Below are 18,489 nucleotides of genomic sequence, written 5' to 3'. Positions count from 1 at the left end.
AAGGTACTCATATTACGAAATAATATGCAAAAAATCAGATTAGAATCGTAGATGCTTCACTGTCTGGTGACTATTGATCAATGCCTTCAATGAGTCGATACCGATCTTGAGATGATTGTTCACATAATCAGAGGTCACTTTCTTATCACTTTCTTCTGTCTTCACACCCTCCGGAACCATAGGCTGGTCTGAAACAAGTAATAATGCACCGGTAGGGATTTTATTGTAGAACCCTACTGAAAAGATGGTGGCAGTTTCCATATCTACAGCCATTGCCCTGATCTTTTCCAGGTAGCGTTTGAATTCCACATCATGTTCCCATACACGGCGGTTGGTGCTGTAACAGGTACCTGTCCAGTAGTCGCAACCATATTCGCGGATCGTGGTAGAAATAGCCTTTTGTAATGCAAATGATGGAAGTGCCGGCACCTCTGGCGGGAAGTAGTCATTGGAAGTACCCTCACCCCTGATAGCTGCGATAGGCAGGATCAGATCTCCCACGTTGTTCTTTTTCTTCAGACCACCACATTTACCCAGGAATAATACAGCTTTAGGTGAAATAGCTGTAAGCAAATCCATAATAGTTGCAGCGCCTGGACTACCCATACCAAAGTTAATGATAGTAATGTCATTTGCTGTAGCACATTGCATGGCTTTTCCTGAGCCAACAATCTTGACATTATTCCATTCAGCAAATAAGTTAAGGTAATTACTAAAGTTGGTGAGGAGGATGTGGGAGCCAAAGTTCTCCAGCTTTTCTCCGGTGTAGCGGGGAAGCCAATTAGCTACTATTTCTTCTTTTGTCTTCATAGCCTTTTGACATGCAAATTTACAAAAAATTCCTGAGAAGACTACCTTTGCCGGATGATTACCATCGAATTCCCCGCTCCAGACTTCAAAATCATCACCGAAAACGATAAAGACCTGATCTTCGACCGTTTCCGTAAAAAATACGTGGTGCTGACACCTGAAGAGTGGGTGCGCCAGAATTTTCTCAATTACCTCGTAACTACCCTTAAATATCCGGCTGCTCTGATTGGGATTGAAAAGGAGATCTATCTCGGTGAGCTGAAAAAGCGTTACGACATCGTGGTTTTCAACAAAAATCATCAGCCCTGGATGATTGTGGAATGCAAGGAAATGGGTGTGCCCCTGAGTCAGGCCACGCTGGAACAGATAGTTCGCTACCATATGGTATTACCCGCAGCCTACCTGGTTATCACCAATGGAGTCAATACCTGGTGCTGTGAACATAATGTGCCTGCCGGCCGCTGGGATTTTATAGAAATGCTGCCATCGCATCAATAAAAAGGACGTACCCTTGCAGATACGTCCTTTTTTATAAATATTATCAACCATCAAGGGAAAATACCCAGTTGTTCGTAAGCTGCGCCTACCTTGTCAATTGCACAGATATAAGCAGCTGTACGCATATCATGTACATCAGGATGATTCACCATGATCTCACGCACTTCATGCAAGGCAGCGTGCATGGTTTCTTCCAGACCGGAATATACCAGATCTACTTCGTCAGCACCATGTGCAATGAACTTTCTTTCTCTTTCTGATACGCTCTTACCTGTCAGGTCTTCAATTACACCCAGGATGTGAATATTCATATTCTCATCGAAGCGCTTACCCAGACGGCCATAACGGACGTGACTGAGGTTTTTGAGCCATTCGAAGTAAGATACGGTCACACCACCGGCATTCAGGAACATGTCCGGAATCACGATTACGCCTTTCTTATTCAGGATTTCATCTGCTTCAGGTGTAATAGGACCATTCGCAGCTTCACCGATAATGCGGGCTTTGATATTGGCAGCATTGCCTTTGTGAATCACATTTTCCAGTGCGGCAGGGATCAGGATATCACAATCCATTTCCAAACCATCTGTATTTTTCGCCAGGGTTTGTGCTCCAGGGAAGTTTACTATTGAGCCAGTTTCGGCTCTGTGTTTCAATACTTTGTCAGGATCCAGCCCTTTTTCGCTGTAGATAGCACCATCATATTCGATCAAACCTACGATGATTGAACCTGCTTCATGGAAGTACTTAGCAGCATGGTAACCTACGTTACCCATACCCTGAACGATCACTCTTTTGCCAATAAGACCTGGCTCCAGACCGACCTTCTTCATATCTTCCTTAATGTTGCACAGCTCCTGAAGACCATAAAATACACCCAGACCGGTAGCTTCCTTACGGCCTCTTACACCACCCTGAGAAACTGGTTTACCGGTTACACAACCATAACCATCAATTTCACCCGGACGAAGGCTCATATAAGTATCCAGGATCCAGCTCATTTCTCTTTCACCTGTTCCGTAGTCAGGAGCAGGTACGTCGATACCAGGGCCGATAAAGTTTTTCTTTACCAGTTCAGCTGTATAACGACGGGTAATGTTTTCCAGCTGGAATGGAGAATAATTGCGTGGGTTAATTTTTATACCACCTTTCGCACCACCGAAGGGTACGTTTACGATGGCACATTTGTAAGTCATCAGGGAGGCAAGGGCCATTACCTCATCCTGGTTCACTTCTTCGCTGAAGCGGATACCACCTTTACAAGGAAGTTTGTGGTGTGAGTGCTGTACACGATAGGCTTCGATTACCTCGATCTTGTCACCTACGCGTACGGGGAATTTCATACGGTAAACGGCATTACAAGCTTTAATCTGCTCGAGAATGCCCTTCTCCCATTTCGTGAAACTTGCGGCCTTGTCAAAGCTTTTCTCAACGTTCTGAAAAAAGCTTATGTGCTGTTCTTGCGCCATAAAAAACTGTTTTGGTATAAATATGTAGTTGGACTTAATAAAGTCTTAGTGGGTATCAACACCTTCCCTACGCTCCAGCTTACTGATCTTCCGATCCAGGCGCACCAAAAAAATCACAATGCCTATAAAAATGATCAGCAGGACTCCTACTACCACATATATCTTGCCATTGCTACGAAAAAATTCATTTACCGGTCCAGTCTCTGTATTCTGTTGTTGCAATGCCGGCTCTTGTCCAAAGGTCAGCAGGGAAACTAACAATAACAAACAGGTACAGCAGAAAGAAATCGCTTTGTTAATCATTTAAAAATATTTTTTAACTCCAATTTTTTGTAGCGCACCACGAGGGTATAAATCCAGACACTCAGCAATACCCAGCCAATGAATGCAGGGTAGAGCACCGCTTTCATACCGCCATCAGTATCTTTTGAGGCAAATGTAGGAGAGCCGGCAGCTCCCGGGTGAAGAGAATCCACCATCCGTGGAATGATATATGTTAAGGGAATCAACAAAGCAAATGCGAAAATGTTAAACACTGCGGAGATACGTGCCCGCTTATCGATATCCGGAATGGACATGCGCAGTACCAGATAAGCCATATAGATCAACAAAGCAACAGCAGTCAGCTGTTGTTTGGCATCGCCTGTAATTGTTCCGCCCCAGGTATAGGTCGCCCACAGTGTACCGGTACTAAAACCCAGTACACCAAAGAACACGCCTACACTACCGGCAGCGCCAGCCAGTGCATCTCTTTTTAAATCGTATTTAGTAAGATAGAGCAGGGAATTAGCTACTGAAATGCTGAACATGGTATACATGCACATCCACATCGGTACGTGGAAAAAGAGTCCCCGGGATGATTGCTGATTTGTACCTATAATGGGAATATCAATTGTAAACCCTGCAATTATAGTGTATATGAGAAGTATTACCGCTAAAGCTTTCCACCAGTGCTTTGCCATTGTTTTATCGGACTAAATGAGAGGCAAACCTACAACAAAATTCTAATCCTTCCATAAAAAAGGAAACAGAATCAGAGACAAGCCTACAATGAGTATATCCATAGCCCCCAGCATCAGGAACATCTTAGGCAGACCGGGCTGAAATACAATATTAAAAGAAGAACGGGCTATATTCGACAACATGGTCAACAGTGGCAAAATGATAGGGAATCCCATTATTGCCATCAAGGCTGCATTCTGGTTAGCCTGTGCCGCAATAGCCGCCAGCATGGTAAACAGCAATGAAAGGCTAAGACCACCCAGCATAATAACTCCTACGAAATAGGGGAAATTCACAATAGGATTGCCCATGAAAAGAATACAGCAAACCAGGGTGATTACACTCATGATAGCCATCAGCAAAATATTGTATATCAGCTTGGCAATGATGAAGTTGCGGGGATGCACCAATGAGTAAAAGTACAATAGCCGGCCCCGGCTTTCCTGCAAAAAGCTCTTGGCAATTGCATTCACTGATACAAATAACTGTACCACCCAGAAAAGGGCATTCCAGGTCTTTTCTTCCGGCTTGCCAATCATCAGGTTGATGACAAATACCGTAGAAATGATATAAAGCAGTACCCCATAAAGCGCATATTTCTGACGTAATTCCAGTAATATGTCTTTTTTCACCAGGGTAATCGTTTGTTGGAACGCGGTCGATTTCATGAGGGGGCAAAGATACCTTATATTCGCTTTTATGAAAAAAATACTGGTAGCCAATCGCGGCGAAATCGCACTACGTATTATGCGATCTGCACGGGAAATGGGCATTGCCACTGTGGCAGTGTTTTCTGAAGCTGACCGGACCATGCCCTTTGTACAATATGCTGATGAAGCTATTTGTATAGGCCCTGCCCCATCCAGCCAATCCTACCTGCAAATCGACAAGATCATAGCAGCAGCAAAGCAATCTGGTGCAGATGCCATCCATCCGGGTTATGGTTTTCTGAGCGAAAATGCCCGCTTTGCTGAAGCGGTGACGACTGCCGGTATTACTTTCATAGGCCCCAGTGCCTACGCCATTGAAATGATGGGCAGCAAACTGGCGGCCAAACAAGCCGCTCAAAAGTTTGGTGTACCTATGGTACCCGGTACTGAAACTCCCCTGCGCAGCCTCGAAGAAGCACAGGAAGTTGTGCAAAAAACCGGCTTCCCCATTCTCATCAAAGCTTCCGCCGGCGGTGGTGGCAAAGGGATGCGTGTGGTGAATGCCGCCCCGGAACTGGAAGAACAGATCCGCCTGGCCAAAAGTGAAGCGATGAGCGCCTTCGGCGATGATGCCGTTTTCATTGAAAAATATGTAGGTGCCCCCCGCCACATTGAAATACAGATCCTGGGCGACCAACATGGCAATTACGTATATCTCTTTGAACGTGAATGCTCTATTCAACGCCGTCACCAGAAATTGATCGAAGAAGCACCTTCCTCCTGCCTCACTCCCGACATCCGCTCCGCTATGGGTAAGTGTGCCCTGGATGTAGCCCGGGCCTGTAATTATTACGGTGCAGGTACCGTTGAATTCCTGGTAGATGAACATTTGCAGTTTTATTTCCTGGAGATGAACACCCGCCTGCAGGTAGAACACCCGGTTACAGAGCTGATCACAGGACTGGACCTGGTAAAAGAACAAATCAGGGTAGCCAGAGGAGAAAAATTAGCTTTTTCACAGGAAGACCTTACAATAAATGGTCATGCAATTGAGTTAAGGATTTGTGCGGAAGACCCCGCCAGCAATTTCCTGCCGGATACAGGTACGCTTGAAACCTACGTACGGCCACAAGGATATGGTATCAGGGTAGATGATGGATATGAAGCAGGTATGGATATACCTATATATTATGACCCGATGATTGCCAAGCTCATTGCCTGGGGAACCGACAGAGAAGAAGCGAGAGAAAGATTGCTGCGGGCAATCGCCGAATACCAGGTAAAAGGCATTCAGACCACCTTACCTTTTGGTAGCTGGGCTTTACAACAACCCGCATTCATCAACGGACAGTTCGACACCAATTTTATAGGAAAGTATTTCACACCACAATCATTGGAAAGTCCTTCTCCGGATGCTGCCCGGGCCGCCGCATTACTGGCCGTACAGGTATGGCAGGAAGAACAAAGGAAGGCCAGTCAGCAACCGGTTAATATGACCCCTGGCAGGTGGAAAACCCGGCGCTGAGGGCATTTATGGCCGTCTCATCCATCCCCTTGAAAACCATTTAATTGTTAAGATAATTTTAAAGCGCGATACAGTAACGGTAAAACGTACTAGTTTTGTTATTGTATATTTTTTTTATGAGACGGTTTATTTTATTAGTTATTTCATTTTTCTACCGCCCATTTGCCAAAATGATGCCCTTTCAAACCTTCCGCTACCTCGCTTGTGGCGGAGGTAATACGGCCTTGGATATATGCTTATATTTCATCAGCTTCCACTTCATTCTGAAAGAACACGATGTAATTCTTCCCTTTATTACTATACAGGCGCATATCGCTGCCCTATTCATGGCACTTGCAATTACGTTCCCCACTGGTTTCCTCCTCAGCAAATACATCGTTTTCTCTGAGTCCAACCTCAGAGGTCGTGTACAACTCATGCGCTATTTCATGCTGGTAGGTACCTGCCTGCTGCTAAACTATGGGTTCATGAAGTTATTTGTAGATGTGCTGGGTTTTTACCCTACTCCTGCCAAGATACTGACTACCTGCTTCGTGGTGATCTTCAGCTATCTGACACAGAAAAAATTCACCTTCAAAGTAAAGGCGATAGAGTAGTCTGCCGACTACTCTTCATAATAACAATGCCTGCACCTGGGTTCGTACAGGTCCGTTTCTCCTAATAATACGGTATGCTTGTCGGCTGACTTCCGGTAGGAATAATTGGCAATATTGCCACACTTCACGCAAATGGCGTGCAGCTTGGTAATGTAATCTGCTTTCGCCAGCAAAAATGGCATCTGCCCAAATGGCTTGCCCAGGTAATCCATGTCAAGACCTGCCACGATTACGCGAATACCACGCAATGCCAGCTGGTCACATACCTGTGGCAGTTCCCCATCAAAGAATTGTGCCTCGTCTATACCTACGACATCTACGTCCTGAGCAAGCAACAGGATCTGCTGAGAATTCTCAAGAGGGGTACTATTTATTCTACTTTCATCGTGAGAAACAATATGTTGTACGTCGTAGCGGGTATCAATAACCGGCTTAAATATTTCGACTTTCAAATTGGCAATGCGGGCCCTTTTTAATCTCCTGATCAACTCCTCCGTTTTTCCAGAAAACATTGAGCCACAGATCACTTCTATCCAACCCCTTCGCCCTCCTGCAAGAGAAGGTTCAATAAACATAATATACTATTTTGATTTACAGTTAATTAAAATGGTATAACTTCATGCAAATAAAATAATTTCTCCCAGACTACGTTAACAATTAACGCATGGAACGCATTTTGCATTAAATTATTTTTTTTTGCGATTATGGAAAAAATAAGTGCATTAATTGACAAGTTACAGGAATTAAAGACGACTGGCGCGACCCTGCAGTCCATATCATATTATGTGCAGATATTGCAGGCGGAAATTCTTCATGCCCGCAGCCTCGAAAGAGAACGGGAAAGAGAAATGCAACGCAGGCAGAGTCATATAGCTGTGATTTTACCGGGAGCTCCCTTAGCTGAACCGGAAGTTACAGTAGATTCCAGTGGTAACATAACCGCCCCGCAATTTAAGTCATCTGAATCAATACCAACTCCTGAATATAAACAACCTGAACCTCCAGCTCCCGAGCCGGTAGGTATCATTGAGCCTGCACCAATTGTAAATCAACCTGTTGCAGACATTCCTGCTTCAATTTCGGAAGAACCTCCGGCAGCTTTCGAGCCACCTGCACCGAATATAATCCAGCCTGCTGCAGAAAAAACACCAACGCCAATTCCTGTACATGAGTCACTGAAAGCATACCAGTCAGCCGCACCTACGCCAGAAGCACTGAAAGCTTATCAGTCACCTGCTAATGAACAGGATGCGTTAAGGGCTTATCGCACCCCGGCACCTGAACCTGCACCAGCTCCACCGGTTGCCTACCAGCCGCCGGTACCCCCTCCAGCTCCAAATCCTGAGCCGGCACCAGCACCTGAACCCACACCTACTCCCAAAGAAGATGATAAACAACCCGTGTTTATCCACCTCTTCGGCGACGCTAACCAGCCTATAGTCAGCGCTATCAGACCCGAAAAAACTGAAAAGCCTGAAACCAATGGCATTCACTCCGAGCTGAAAGAACTGAACCAGAAAGTAGCGCAAAATATTCCTTCCCTGAACGATCGCCTTCGCCAGACTCAGTCTGAAATCGGTGACCGCTTCAACGATATGCCAGTCAAAGACCTGCGTCAGGCCATCGGTATCAATGACAAATTCCAGTTCATCCAGGAACTGTTCCGTGGTGACGTAGACACTTACGAGCGCTCGATCAAAACAATTAACGAGATGCAATCCATCCAGGATGCAGAATATTGGATAGAAAGAGAGTTGAAAATCAGACAGGGTTGGGTAGATGATAACCGCGTCGTTCGCCAGTTTTATGCCTTGGTAAAAAAACGTTTCTCCTGAATATAAGACAGAATTTTTCCGGTAGCACCTTTATTATCCGCCACCAAACGGCCGGCAGCATCTCCCGTTTTTTTCCAACGGGCATCGTCTTCCAGTAAAGATTCCATTTCTGTCGTCAATGCACTGACATCAGCAATGGTCGCTCCACCTCCCGCTGCCAGTAACGCAGCTGCTTCGGGGTATTTGTGGAATACAGGACCGAATAACACCGGTTTACTATAAGTAGCCGGTTCCAGGATATTGTGAATGCCGTCTTTCCCAAAGCCACCGCCAATAAAGGTCACACGGGCATACCGGTATAACAGGGACAATAAACCGATATTATCAATAATCAATACATCGCCCTGGCCTCCTGCAGAATAGCGGACAGCACCGGGGAATAATGACTGGACCTGTTTAATATGTGATTCATGAATTTCATGAGGAGCCAGGATCAGGCAGCGGTCTGGTTTTGCATTATCTTTCCACCATTCGGCCAGCACCTGCTCATCGGCTTCCCAGGTACTACCCGCAATCACCGCCTTTCGACCATTGATAAAAGTATCTATGGCTGGCAGGTCAACAGGCTCCTGGAGCAGCGCAAAGACCCTGTCAAAACGGGTATCCCCTGCCAGACCGGCCTTTTCAATGCCCAGCTGCCGGATCAGGTCCAGTGAATCCTGGTTTTGCACAAAAATCCAGTCAAACTGCCTGAGCAGCCGCCTGAACATGCCACCATAAGGCTTGAAAAACAATTGATCAGGCCTGAAAATGCCAGAAATCAGCAGTACAGGGATCTGCCTTTGGGACAAGGCAGTGAGAAAATGATACCAAAACTCATATTTAATAAAAATCACCAGACCGGGCCGTACGATGTCCAGAAAGTCCCTGGCATTACGGGCGGTATCCAACGGGAGGTAATATACGTAATCAGCTCCCTGGTAATTCTTACGTACCTCGTAGCCTGAAGGGGAATAAAAGGTCAGCAGGATACGGCAATGGGGGTACTGGGCCCGGATGGCTTCCAGCACAGGTCTCCCCTGCTCAAACTCACCAAGAGAGGCAGCATGCACCCAAATGAGGGGGCCGGTTCCTTTCAGGTGCTCCTTCATCCGCTCCCGCCAGTGGCGACGGCCATCAATCCACAGTTTAGCCTTGGCATTGCCGGTGGCTGCAGCCAGCCCAACCCCGGCCCGGTATGATCTTATTCCTATATTATATATGGCGTTTCCCAGCATTCTGATGACGTACTTGTACTGATTTTTTGAACAGGGGCAAAGATACTGCCCTTCCTATGTCAAAATTTGTAAATTTGCTCACTTTAAACAAAATATCTATCCCAGACATGGTACCGATTCAAATGGTGGATCTCAAACGCCAATACAACAAGATAAAACCGCAGGTAGACGCTGCTATGGCGGAAGTTTTAGAAAGTGCAGCTTATATTAATGGTGCGCCGGTACAGAAGTTTACTTCGGCCCTGCAAGACTATCTTGGAGTGAAGCACGTAATTCCATGTGCCAATGGTACCGATGCATTACAGATCGCCATCATGGCCCTGGACCTGCAACCTGGCGATGAAGTTATTACTCCCTCCTTTACATTTATTGCCACCGCTGAGGTAATTGCCCTCCTGCAGCTGAAACCAGTTTTCGTAGATGTGGATCCCAGGACCTTCTGTCTGGATCCCGTAGCTGTGGAAAAAGCAATTACGCCAAAAACCAAAGCGATTGTTCCTGTGCACCTGTATGGCCATAGTGCTGACATGGAGCCAATCATGGAAATCTCCCGCAAGCATAATATCCCTGTTATTGAAGATAATGCCCAGGCAATCGGTGGTACTTACACCTTCTCTGACGGCACTGTGAAGAAAACCGGTGCTATTGGTCAGATAGGCTGTACTTCCTTCTTCCCTTCCAAGAACCTGGGTTGCTATGGCGATGGTGGTGCCCTGTTCACCAACGATGATGCCCTGGCTGCGAAGATCAAAATGATCGCAAACCATGGCCAGTCTGCCCGTTATTATCATGATATAGTGGGTATCAATTCCCGCCTGGACACCCTTCAGGCTGTAGTATTGAATATCAAGCTCCCCCTGCTGGATGAGTATATCAAGGCCCGTCGTGCGGTAGCTGATGCCTACGATGCCGCATTTGCCAATCATCCTAAGATCACGGTTCCTTATCGTGCGGAAAACAGCTACCACGTATATCACCAATATACTTTACAAATAGAAGGTGCTGACCGTCTTGCACTTCAACAATATTTAGCAGAGCAGCATGTGCCTGCCATGATTTATTATCCCGTACCTGCTCACAAGCAAAAGATGTTTGCCAATTTTGGCGGCGCTAATTTTAACCTGCCTATTACAGACTCTCTGACATCCAAAGTGATCTCCTTACCGATCCACACCGAAATGGATGCAGACCAATTGAATCACATTATTCACTCCGTTCTTTCATTTTTAAATCAAACCTCCAAATGAAAATTACAGTAGTAGGCACCGGGTACGTAGGGTTAGTTACCGGTACTTGCTTCGCTGAAACCGGCAATGATGTCACGTGTGTAGACATAGATGCCGCTAAGGTGAGTAAGTTATCCGGCGGGCAAATCACTATTTACGAGCCCGGACTTGAAAAATTATTTGAACGTAACCTTAAGGAAAACCGCCTGCAGTTCACTACTGATCTGGCAGCCGGTGTGAAAGACGCAGAAGTGATCTTTCTTGCACTCCCTACCCCTCCCGGTGAAGATGGCTCCGCAGACCTTTCTTATATTCTGAAAGTAGCAGAACAACTGGGGAATATTATTACTGACTACAAGGTTATCGTAGACAAAAGCACTGTACCGGTAGGCACTGCCGAAAAAGTACAGGCTACTATCGCTAAAAACTGCAAATGTGAATTCGATGTGGTATCTAACCCTGAATTCCTGCGCGAAGGCGTAGCTGTCGATGATTTTATGAAACCTGACCGCGTGGTAATTGGTACCCGCTCAGAAAGAGCCCGTAAAGTAATGGGCGACCTGTTCGGACCATTCGTTCGCCAGGGAAATCCCATCCTGTTCATGGATGAAAAATCAGCAGAACTGACTAAGTATGCTGCTAACTCCTTCCTCGCTACCAAGATCTCTTTCATGAACGAAATCGCCATCCTTTGCGAGAAGCTGGGTGCAGACGTAGACATGGTACGCCGTGGTGTAGGTAGCGATGACCGCATCGGTAAACGCTTCCTGTTCCCAGGTATCGGGTATGGTGGTAGCTGCTTCCCTAAGGATGTACAGGCACTGGTCAAATCTTCTGAAGATGCGGACTATGACTTCAGGATCCTGAACGCAGTAATGGACGTGAATGAAAAACAGAAACTGTTCCTGCTGCCAAAGATCAACGCGTTCTTTAATAATGACCTGAAAGGTAAACACTTTGCACTGTGGGGCCTGGCCTTCAAGCCCAATACCGACGATATCCGCGAAGCTCCGGCTTTATATATCATAGATGCACTGGTGGCCGCAGGCGCTACTGTGACCGTACATGACCCTGAAGCAATGGAGAATGTAAAAAGACTGCTGGGAGACAAAGTATCCTACGCCAGTCATCAGTACGATTGCTTAAACGATGCAGATGCATTGGTAATAGCTACAGAATGGAGCGTATTCAGAACACCGGACTTCGAAAAGATCAAGGCAACGCTTAAAAATCCGCTCATATTCGACGGTCGTAACCTGTTTGACGTAGCCAGGATGCAGGAACTGGGCTTTCACTATGAGAGCGTAGGCCGCGCAGCTTCGACTATTTAACATTCAACCAAAATACTTTATGAATAAGAAAAGAATATTGATCACTGGTGCCGCAGGTTTCCTGGGCTCGCACCTGTGTGACCGTTTCATAAAAGAAGGTTATCTGGTAGTTGGAATGGATAACCTTATCACCGGCAATATCAAGAACATCGAACACCTGTTCCCATTACCGGAGTTTGAATACTACCATCATGATGTCAGCAAATTCGTGCACGTATCAGGCAACCTGGATTACATCCTGCATTTTGCCTCTCCTGCAAGCCCGATTGACTATCTGCAAATGCCGATCCAGACCCTGAAAGTAAGCTCCCTCGGTACCCACAACCTGCTGGGTCTCGCCAAGGAGAAGAAAGCCAGGATCCTGGTAGCCTCTACTTCCGAAGTATATGGTGACCCGCTGGTGCACCCGCAGACAGAAGAATACTGGGGTAATGTGAACCCGATAGGCCCACGTGGGGTATACGATGAGGCTAAACGCTTCATGGAATCAATCACCATGGCTTATCATAACTTTCACGGTGTAGAAACACGCATTATCCGAATTTTCAATACTTATGGTCCGAGAATGCGACTCAATGATGGCCGTGCTCTGCCTGCATTCATGAGCCAGGCATTGACCGGACAGGACCTGACTGTATTCGGAGATGGCTCTCAGACCCGTTCTTTCTGCTATGTAGACGACCTGGTAGAAGGTATTTATCGCCTGCTGCTGAGCGATTACCACTTACCGGTAAACATCGGAAATCCGGCAGAGATTACACTGAAAGAATTCGCGGAAGAGATCATTGCACTTACTGGTACCAACCAAAAGATGGTATATCAACCCCTGCCAAAGGATGATCCGAAACAACGCAAGCCGGACATCACAAAAGCACAGGAGATACTGGGCTGGTCACCTAAAGTGGATAGAAAAGAAGGTCTGCGTATCACCTACGAATACTTTAAAGAAGCTCTTAACAAATAAATAACTCTACCCGGGTTACAGACAACGAACATACGGTTGTATTCTAATGAGGTAGTTTTACAATCGTTATTCTTAATTTGTAACCCGTAATATTTTTCTATATGGACCATACCATCTTAATCACCGGCGGCGCTGGATTTATTGGATCTCATGTTGTGAGATTATTTGTTAATAATTATCCGCAGTATAAGATTGTCAATCTTGATGCCCTCACTTATGCCGGGAACCTGGAAAACCTGAATGATATAAAGGATAAACCCAACTACACTTTTGTAAAGGGTGATATTACCGACGAAGCTTTTATTGATGAGCTATTCCAGGAATTTGCTTTTGATGGAGTTATACACCTGGCAGCCGAAAGCCATGTAGACAGGTCTATCATGGACCCGCTGGCTTTCATTAAGACCAACGTAATGGGTACAGCTACCCTGCTGAATACCGCCAGAAAATACTGGAAAGATAATCTCGAAGGCAAACGCTTCTATCATATCTCTACTGACGAAGTTTACGGTAGCCTGGGCCAGGAAGGCTTCTTCACAGAAGAAACACCTTACGATCCCCGCTCTCCGTACTCTGCCTCCAAAGCCAGCTCTGACCACTTCGTAATGGCATGGTACCACACCTACCACCTGCCTGTTGTGATCTCCAACTGCTCAAACAATTATGGTTCCAACCATTTCCCTGAGAAGCTGATTCCGCTGGCTATTCACAATATCAAGAACAATAAGCCCGTACCTGTATACGGTAAAGGAGAGAACGTACGCGACTGGCTCTTTGTAGAAGACCATGCCCGCGCGATCGATACCATTTACCATAAAGGCAGAATCGGGGAAACATACAACATTGGTGGTTTTAATGAGTGGAAAAACATTGACCTCATCAACCTGCTCTGCATCATCATGGACAAAAAACTGGGCCGTGCTCCCGGTACCTCCGCAAGCCTGATCACTTTCGTGAAAGACCGTGCCGGCCATGACCTGCGCTACGCTATCGACGCTACCAAGTTAAACAAAGAACTGGGCTGGTATCCTTCCCTCCAGTTTGAAGAAGGACTGGAAAAGACCGTAGACTGGTACCTCTCCAACGAAGAATGGCTGGATCATGTAACCAGTGGTGCTTACCAGGATTATTACAGCGACCAATACCAGAAAAGATAATACAACATGCCATTTACAACTACACCAATTCCCGATTTGCTAGTGTATGAGCCAAAGGTGCATCATGATAATCGCGGATATTTTTTCGAAAGCTATTCAGAACGCGTATTTAAGGATGCGGGGCTTGATCTGAACTTCATTCAGGACAACCAGGCTCGTTCTACCTATGGAGTATTGCGTGGATTGCATTATCAGCTGGAACCATATGCTCAGACCAAATTGATCAGGGCACTGGAAGGTAAGATCCTGGATGTGGTGGTTGACATCCGCACCGGATCTCCTACCTACGGTCAGTCTTATTCTATCGAACTCTCTTCTGAAAATAAGCTGCAACTACTGGTGCCTAAAGGTTTTGCCCATGGCTATGTAGTGCTGAGTCGTACAGCTGAGGTAATGTATAAAGTAGACAATTTCTATCACAAAGCAAGCGAAGGAGGTATCATCTACAATGACCCTGCCCTGAAGATTGACTGGCAGATAGACCTGAGTGAGGCCATCGTATCCGACAAGGACCAGATTCTGCCTACACTGGCCAATTGCACACACAATTTTGTATATAATAAACCTACTGAATAATATGAAGACAGTGCTGATCACCGGTGCCAACGGGCAACTAGGACAGGCTTTGAAGCAAATTGCAGGAGATTATCCAGCCTTCAGTTTCTTATATACAGATTACACTGAGCTGGATATAACAAACGAAGAAGCAGTCAACACATTTTTCTCTGAGCAGGAAATCCATGCCTGCATCAACTGTGCTGCCTATACAGCGGTTGACAAAGCTGAATCGGAAGAAGAACTGGCTTTCAAACTCAACTTCGAAGCGGTTATGCACCTGGCTAATGCATGCCAGGCACATAATGCAAGGTTTATCCAGATTTCTACTGACTATGTATTTGACGGTAAAAAGAATACCCCTTATACAGAGGAAGATGATACAGATGCACAAAGCATTTACGGTAGTTCCAAACTGCGCGGTGAAGCAACAGCGCTGGGCATCAATACCGATACCATCGTAATCCGTACAGCATGGTTATACAGCCAGTATGGTATTAACTTCGTAAAGCGGATGCGTGAGCTGATGCAGGAGAAGGACAGCCTGAATGTGGTTTTTGACCAGGCAGGTACACCTACTTATGCAGTAGATCTCGCCCAGGTACTGCTGTCAGTACTGAGCAAAGCCATCGATGCACCGGGTACCCTGGGTGGTGTATACCATTACAGCAACGAAGGGGTGCTCAGCTGGTATGACTTCGCCATCGCTATCAGGGATATGAGTGGCCTGAGTTGCAATATTCAGCCGGTTACTTCCGATAAATATCCTACCCCGGCCAAACGCCCGGCTTACAGCGTTTTCAACAAACAAAAGATCAAGGAGACATTCGGCATCGAAGTTCCTTACTGGAAAGAGAGCCTGGCAGTCTGCCTGAAACATCTATAAAGAAAAAGCCCTTCGTTGTATGCGAAGGGCTTTTTTATAAGTCTATTTCTTAAATGCAGTAATCTTCATACTTCCCAACATCGAACCTCCCCGCTCCGTATCCGTCTTCACAATCCCAAACCCCGGTGCAAACCACTCCGTTGCATTTACATCAAGGTCCATCGGGAAGTTAGTACCCATCATCTGTACGGACAAGCCCAGCTTATAAGCGATCTTAAAGCACTCCCAGGTACCTGCAGGAGTCGTAACCTTCTCCTTGCCCACTACCTTACGATCACTCACTTTCAGGGTCATGCTGATTTCCATCCCGTTCATATTGCCCCTCATTTCCTTTTCTCCGCCCGGCAGGGCCTGTCCCTCTTTCATAGTGGAAGGATAAGCAATGAAGATCTCATCACTCCCCCCTTCCATCTTCATATTCTGCAGCTGTGGAATATTGGGCATCGCCATTTGCATATCCAGCAGTATTTCAGCGCCGGTACACTTGAATTTGCCTTTCCCTGTGGAGAGGTCCTTACCATTCTCATCCTTCAGGGTAGTAGAGAAATTAGAGCTGATCACATTCGCTGTTCTATTGACATTCAATACCTTTTCGATATTCTTAGCCACCAGTTTCCCATTGCCATCATAAATACTCATTTCCACTTCCGCATTGTTCTGCAGAAAGTAATAACTCTTACAATCCTGTTGCTGACCGTATAATAACTGTGCCGCCAGTACCAGCGACGCAGCCAAAAACATTTTTTTCTTCATACTGCGAGATATATGCTATTATTTTATCACATGAATGTACGAAATTCCCTTAGTTCCGGGTTTTAGGGCAAAAGCAATCCCGTTTGCGACTGCCTAATTTCTGGTTAATTTCTTACGTTTGCAAAAATTATCCCAATAAATCATGAACCTGATAGAAGAATTAAGATGGCGGGGAATGTTGCAGGATATTATGCCCGGCACAGAGGAACAATTACAGAAAGAGATGACCACAGCCTATGTGGGCTTCGATCCTACCGCAGATTCGCTGCACGTAGGTAGCCTGGTTCCCATCCTGCTGCTGGTACACCTGCAGAGGGCTGGCCACAAGCCATTGGCACTGGTAGGCGGTGCCACTGGTATGGTGGGTGATCCTTCTTTTAAGGCTGCCGAAAGGAAAATGCTCGACCTGGATACCCTCAGGCATAACCAGGCAGGTATTAAGGCCCAGCTGGAGAAATTCCTGGACTTTGATCCTTCCAAACCCAATGCTGCTGAAATGGTCAATAACTTCGACTGGTTTCAGAACATCAGTTTCCTTGATTTCATCCGTGATGTAGGTAAACACATCACTGTGAATTATATGATGGCCAAAGATTCTGTAAAAAGAAGAATCGAAGGCGATAGTGGTATGTCCTTCACTGAGTTTTCTTACCAGCTGATTCAGGGATATGACTTCTACCACCTGTATACTGCCAAGAACTGTAAACTGCAAATGGGCGGTTCTGACCAGTGGGGCAATATCGTAACCGGTACTGAACTGGTAAGACGTAAAGCCAATGGTGAAGCTTTTGCCTTTACCTGTCCGCTGATGAAAAAAGCCGATGGCACCAAATTCGGTAAATCCGAAGGCGGCAACGTATGGCTGGATGCCCGCCTCACCTCTCCATACCAGTTCTACCAGTTCTGGCTGAAAGCAAGTGACGAGGATGCAGAGAACTATATCAAGATCTTCACCCTGCTGGATAAGGCAGAAGTAGAAGACCTGATTGCCCGGCATAGGGAAAAACCTGAACAGCGCCTGTTGCAGAAGAGACTGGCAAAAGAAGTAACCACCTTTATCCACAGCGAGAAGGACTACGAGTTTGCATTACAGGCTTCTGAGCTGCTGTTCCGCAACGATACCGCCGAAATACTGCAATCTCTCACCGAAGAGCAACTGCTGGATGTCATGAACGGCGTACCACAGGTAGAAACTACCCTTGCCGAATTGCAGGAAAATAAAGACGTAATCACCTTCGCAGCAGAAAAAGGCATCTTCCCGAGTAAAGGAGAAGCCCGCAAAATGCTCCAGGGCGGAGGCGTAAGCATCAATAAAAAGAAAGTGGAAGACCTAACTGCAGTAGTAGACAGTTCTCTGCTGCTGGCTGGTAAGTATATCCTGTTCCAGAAAGGGAAAAAGAACTACTACCTGGTTATTGCTAAATAAAAAATACCCGGTGGTCGGACGGATTTAAAGTCTGACCACTGGTTTTGTATATGCTGTAAAGTGTTGGCTAATGTAGGCCGTTTACGTTTGTTGCTTAGTCCAGGTCTAATTCTCCCGTTTCTCCATCCTGGAATTGCTTTCCCCTGATAATTGCAGTCAACATGTTGAAGAAGATGATCATCTTACTGGAGGAGTTATCCCAATACCAGGCCTGTTTGGTATCTACTTTCAACAGGCAGAGTTTAGGATCATCAATCCCGTCCGGGAACCAGGCTTTCACAGCTGGTGTCCAGAGTTGTTTCATTTTCTCCCTGTCGATCACAATGCTGCCGATACCAAAAATATTCAGGTACGTGTTGTGGCCCGGATGTGCGTAAATGAGGTTCAGCTCATTGTTCTCGGAGATCTGGGTGACCTTCCCCGAATACTCGTTGCTGAAAAACCACACATTCCCGTCTTTATCCACATCTGCAGTGGCCATTGGTCGCGATATGACCTGGCCATGCTCATCAATATTCGTGAGCATGCATACGCCTACATCATTGATCATTTCCGTGACCTTTTTGATGGCGTCATCTCTTTTCATAAT

Annotated in this window: 20 protein-coding genes; 11 read left to right on the top strand and 9 right to left on the bottom strand. The window is 46.1% G+C overall.

Annotated elements, in window-relative coordinates; all coding sequences use genetic code 11:
• Window positions 1-39: 39 nt before the first annotated feature.
• A complete protein-coding gene (locus tag DXN04_RS00460; protein WP_116851370.1) occupies window positions 40-810 on the bottom strand; it encodes an AMP nucleosidase in 771 nt (256 codons plus the stop codon).
• Window positions 811-864: 54 nt separating this feature from the next.
• Between DXN04_RS00460 and DXN04_RS00455 the strand changes: the two genes are divergently transcribed.
• A complete protein-coding gene (locus tag DXN04_RS00455) occupies window positions 865-1,308 on the top strand; it encodes a type I restriction enzyme HsdR N-terminal domain-containing protein (RefSeq protein WP_116851369.1) in 444 nt (147 codons plus the stop codon).
• 50 nt (window positions 1,309-1,358) lie between these two features.
• On the opposite strand, the gene DXN04_RS00450 is transcribed toward DXN04_RS00455, so the two are convergent.
• From DXN04_RS00450 to DXN04_RS00435, 4 genes are read right to left on the bottom strand one after another with little or no spacing between them, the layout of a single operon-like run.
• Window positions 1,359-2,777, bottom strand: a complete 1,419-nt coding sequence (locus DXN04_RS00450) for a Glu/Leu/Phe/Val family dehydrogenase (protein ID WP_116851368.1) — start codon at window positions 2,775-2,777, stop codon at window positions 1,359-1,361.
• Window positions 2,778-2,822: 45 nt separating this feature from the next.
• Window positions 2,823-3,080, bottom strand: coding sequence for a CcmD family protein (locus DXN04_RS00445; protein WP_116851367.1), 258 nt, complete (start codon window positions 3,078-3,080; stop codon window positions 2,823-2,825).
• Window positions 3,077-3,739 (bottom strand): cytochrome c biogenesis protein CcsA, encoded by a 663-nt coding sequence (ccsA, locus tag DXN04_RS00440; RefSeq protein WP_116851366.1) that lies wholly within the window; start codon window positions 3,737-3,739, stop codon window positions 3,077-3,079. Before ccsA ends, DXN04_RS00445 begins: the two co-directional genes overlap by 4 nt.
• 42 nt (window positions 3,740-3,781) lie before the next feature.
• Window positions 3,782-4,447: a heme exporter protein CcmB gene (locus tag DXN04_RS00435; RefSeq protein ID WP_116851365.1), complete on the bottom strand. Its 666-nt coding sequence runs from the start codon at window positions 4,445-4,447 to the stop codon at window positions 3,782-3,784.
• A 31-nt stretch (window positions 4,448-4,478) separates the two neighbouring features.
• Here DXN04_RS00435 and accC point away from each other — a divergent pair, with 31 nt between their 5' ends.
• Entirely contained in the window at window positions 4,479-5,954 is a 1,476-nt protein-coding gene (accC, locus tag DXN04_RS00430) for an acetyl-CoA carboxylase biotin carboxylase subunit (RefSeq protein WP_116852381.1), read from the top strand.
• 116 nt (window positions 5,955-6,070) lie between these two features.
• Window positions 6,071-6,550 carry a GtrA family protein gene (locus DXN04_RS00425; RefSeq protein WP_116851364.1) on the top strand — a complete coding sequence of 160 codons (480 nt, stop codon included), beginning with the start codon at window positions 6,071-6,073 and terminating at the stop codon, window positions 6,548-6,550.
• A gap of 8 nt (window positions 6,551-6,558) precedes the next feature.
• Here the strand turns inward: DXN04_RS00425 and DXN04_RS00420 are convergent, their stop codons facing one another.
• Complete coding sequence (locus DXN04_RS00420; RefSeq protein ID WP_116851363.1) at window positions 6,559-7,125, bottom strand: thymidine kinase; 567 nt, start codon at window positions 7,123-7,125, stop codon at window positions 6,559-6,561.
• Between the two features lie 129 nt (window positions 7,126-7,254).
• Here DXN04_RS00420 and DXN04_RS35165 point away from each other — a divergent pair, with 129 nt between their 5' ends.
• On the top strand, window positions 7,255-8,385 hold the full coding sequence (locus DXN04_RS35165) for a hypothetical protein (RefSeq protein WP_199414960.1): 1,131 nt from the start codon (window positions 7,255-7,257) through the stop codon (window positions 8,383-8,385).
• Here the strand turns inward: DXN04_RS35165 and DXN04_RS00410 are convergent.
• Window positions 8,355-9,602: a 3-deoxy-D-manno-octulosonic acid transferase gene (locus DXN04_RS00410; RefSeq protein ID WP_233525493.1), complete on the bottom strand. Its 1,248-nt coding sequence runs from the start codon at window positions 9,600-9,602 to the stop codon at window positions 8,355-8,357. The genes DXN04_RS35165 and DXN04_RS00410 overlap by 31 nt on opposite strands.
• A gap of 107 nt (window positions 9,603-9,709) precedes the next feature.
• On the opposite strand from DXN04_RS00410, the gene DXN04_RS00405 reads away from it, so the two are divergent.
• The 6 genes from DXN04_RS00405 (at window position 9,710) to rfbD (ending at window position 15,721) form a co-directional block, all read left to right on the top strand.
• The gene (locus tag DXN04_RS00405; protein WP_116852379.1) at window positions 9,710-10,849 is read left to right on the top strand and encodes a DegT/DnrJ/EryC1/StrS family aminotransferase; all 1,140 of its coding nucleotides are present in this window, start codon (window positions 9,710-9,712) and stop codon (window positions 10,847-10,849) included.
• Window positions 10,846-12,159 carry a UDP-glucose dehydrogenase family protein gene (locus DXN04_RS00400; RefSeq protein WP_116851362.1) on the top strand — a complete coding sequence of 438 codons (1,314 nt, stop codon included), beginning with the start codon at window positions 10,846-10,848 and terminating at the stop codon, window positions 12,157-12,159. The genes DXN04_RS00405 and DXN04_RS00400 overlap by 4 nt, the downstream gene beginning before the upstream one ends.
• A 19-nt stretch (window positions 12,160-12,178) precedes the next feature.
• Window positions 12,179-13,123, top strand: coding sequence for a UDP-glucuronic acid decarboxylase family protein (locus tag DXN04_RS00395; protein ID WP_116851361.1), 945 nt, complete (start codon window positions 12,179-12,181; stop codon window positions 13,121-13,123).
• A gap of 101 nt (window positions 13,124-13,224) precedes the next feature.
• Window positions 13,225-14,280, top strand: coding sequence for a dTDP-glucose 4,6-dehydratase (rfbB, locus tag DXN04_RS00390; RefSeq protein ID WP_116851360.1), 1,056 nt, complete (start codon window positions 13,225-13,227; stop codon window positions 14,278-14,280).
• A gap of 6 nt (window positions 14,281-14,286) precedes the next feature.
• Window positions 14,287-14,856: a dTDP-4-dehydrorhamnose 3,5-epimerase gene (gene rfbC, locus DXN04_RS00385; RefSeq protein ID WP_116851359.1), complete on the top strand. Its 570-nt coding sequence runs from the start codon at window positions 14,287-14,289 to the stop codon at window positions 14,854-14,856.
• A 1-nt stretch (window position 14,857) separates the two neighbouring features.
• The gene (rfbD, locus tag DXN04_RS00380; protein WP_116851358.1) at window positions 14,858-15,721 is read left to right on the top strand and encodes a dTDP-4-dehydrorhamnose reductase; all 864 of its coding nucleotides are present in this window, start codon (window positions 14,858-14,860) and stop codon (window positions 15,719-15,721) included.
• A 42-nt stretch (window positions 15,722-15,763) separates the two neighbouring features.
• Here the strand turns inward: rfbD and DXN04_RS00375 are convergent, their stop codons facing one another.
• Window positions 15,764-16,474, bottom strand: a complete 711-nt coding sequence (locus DXN04_RS00375) for a TapB family protein (RefSeq protein ID WP_116851357.1) — start codon at window positions 16,472-16,474, stop codon at window positions 15,764-15,766.
• Between the two features lie 142 nt (window positions 16,475-16,616).
• Here DXN04_RS00375 and tyrS point away from each other — a divergent pair, with 142 nt between their 5' ends.
• Complete coding sequence (tyrS, locus tag DXN04_RS00370; RefSeq protein WP_116851356.1) at window positions 16,617-17,900, top strand: tyrosine--tRNA ligase; 1,284 nt, start codon at window positions 16,617-16,619, stop codon at window positions 17,898-17,900.
• A 94-nt stretch (window positions 17,901-17,994) separates the two neighbouring features.
• Here tyrS and DXN04_RS00365 read toward each other — a convergent pair whose 3' ends face one another.
• A complete protein-coding gene (locus DXN04_RS00365) occupies window positions 17,995-18,486 on the bottom strand; it encodes a pyridoxamine 5'-phosphate oxidase family protein (RefSeq protein ID WP_233525492.1) in 492 nt (163 codons plus the stop codon).
• Window positions 18,487-18,489: the final 3 nt, after the last annotated feature.

This window comes from Chitinophaga silvisoli (assembly GCF_003412465.1).
GTDB classification, from domain to species: domain Bacteria; phylum Bacteroidota; class Bacteroidia; order Chitinophagales; family Chitinophagaceae; genus Chitinophaga; species Chitinophaga silvisoli.
This window is presented reverse-complemented; position numbering and strand designations above follow the sequence as displayed.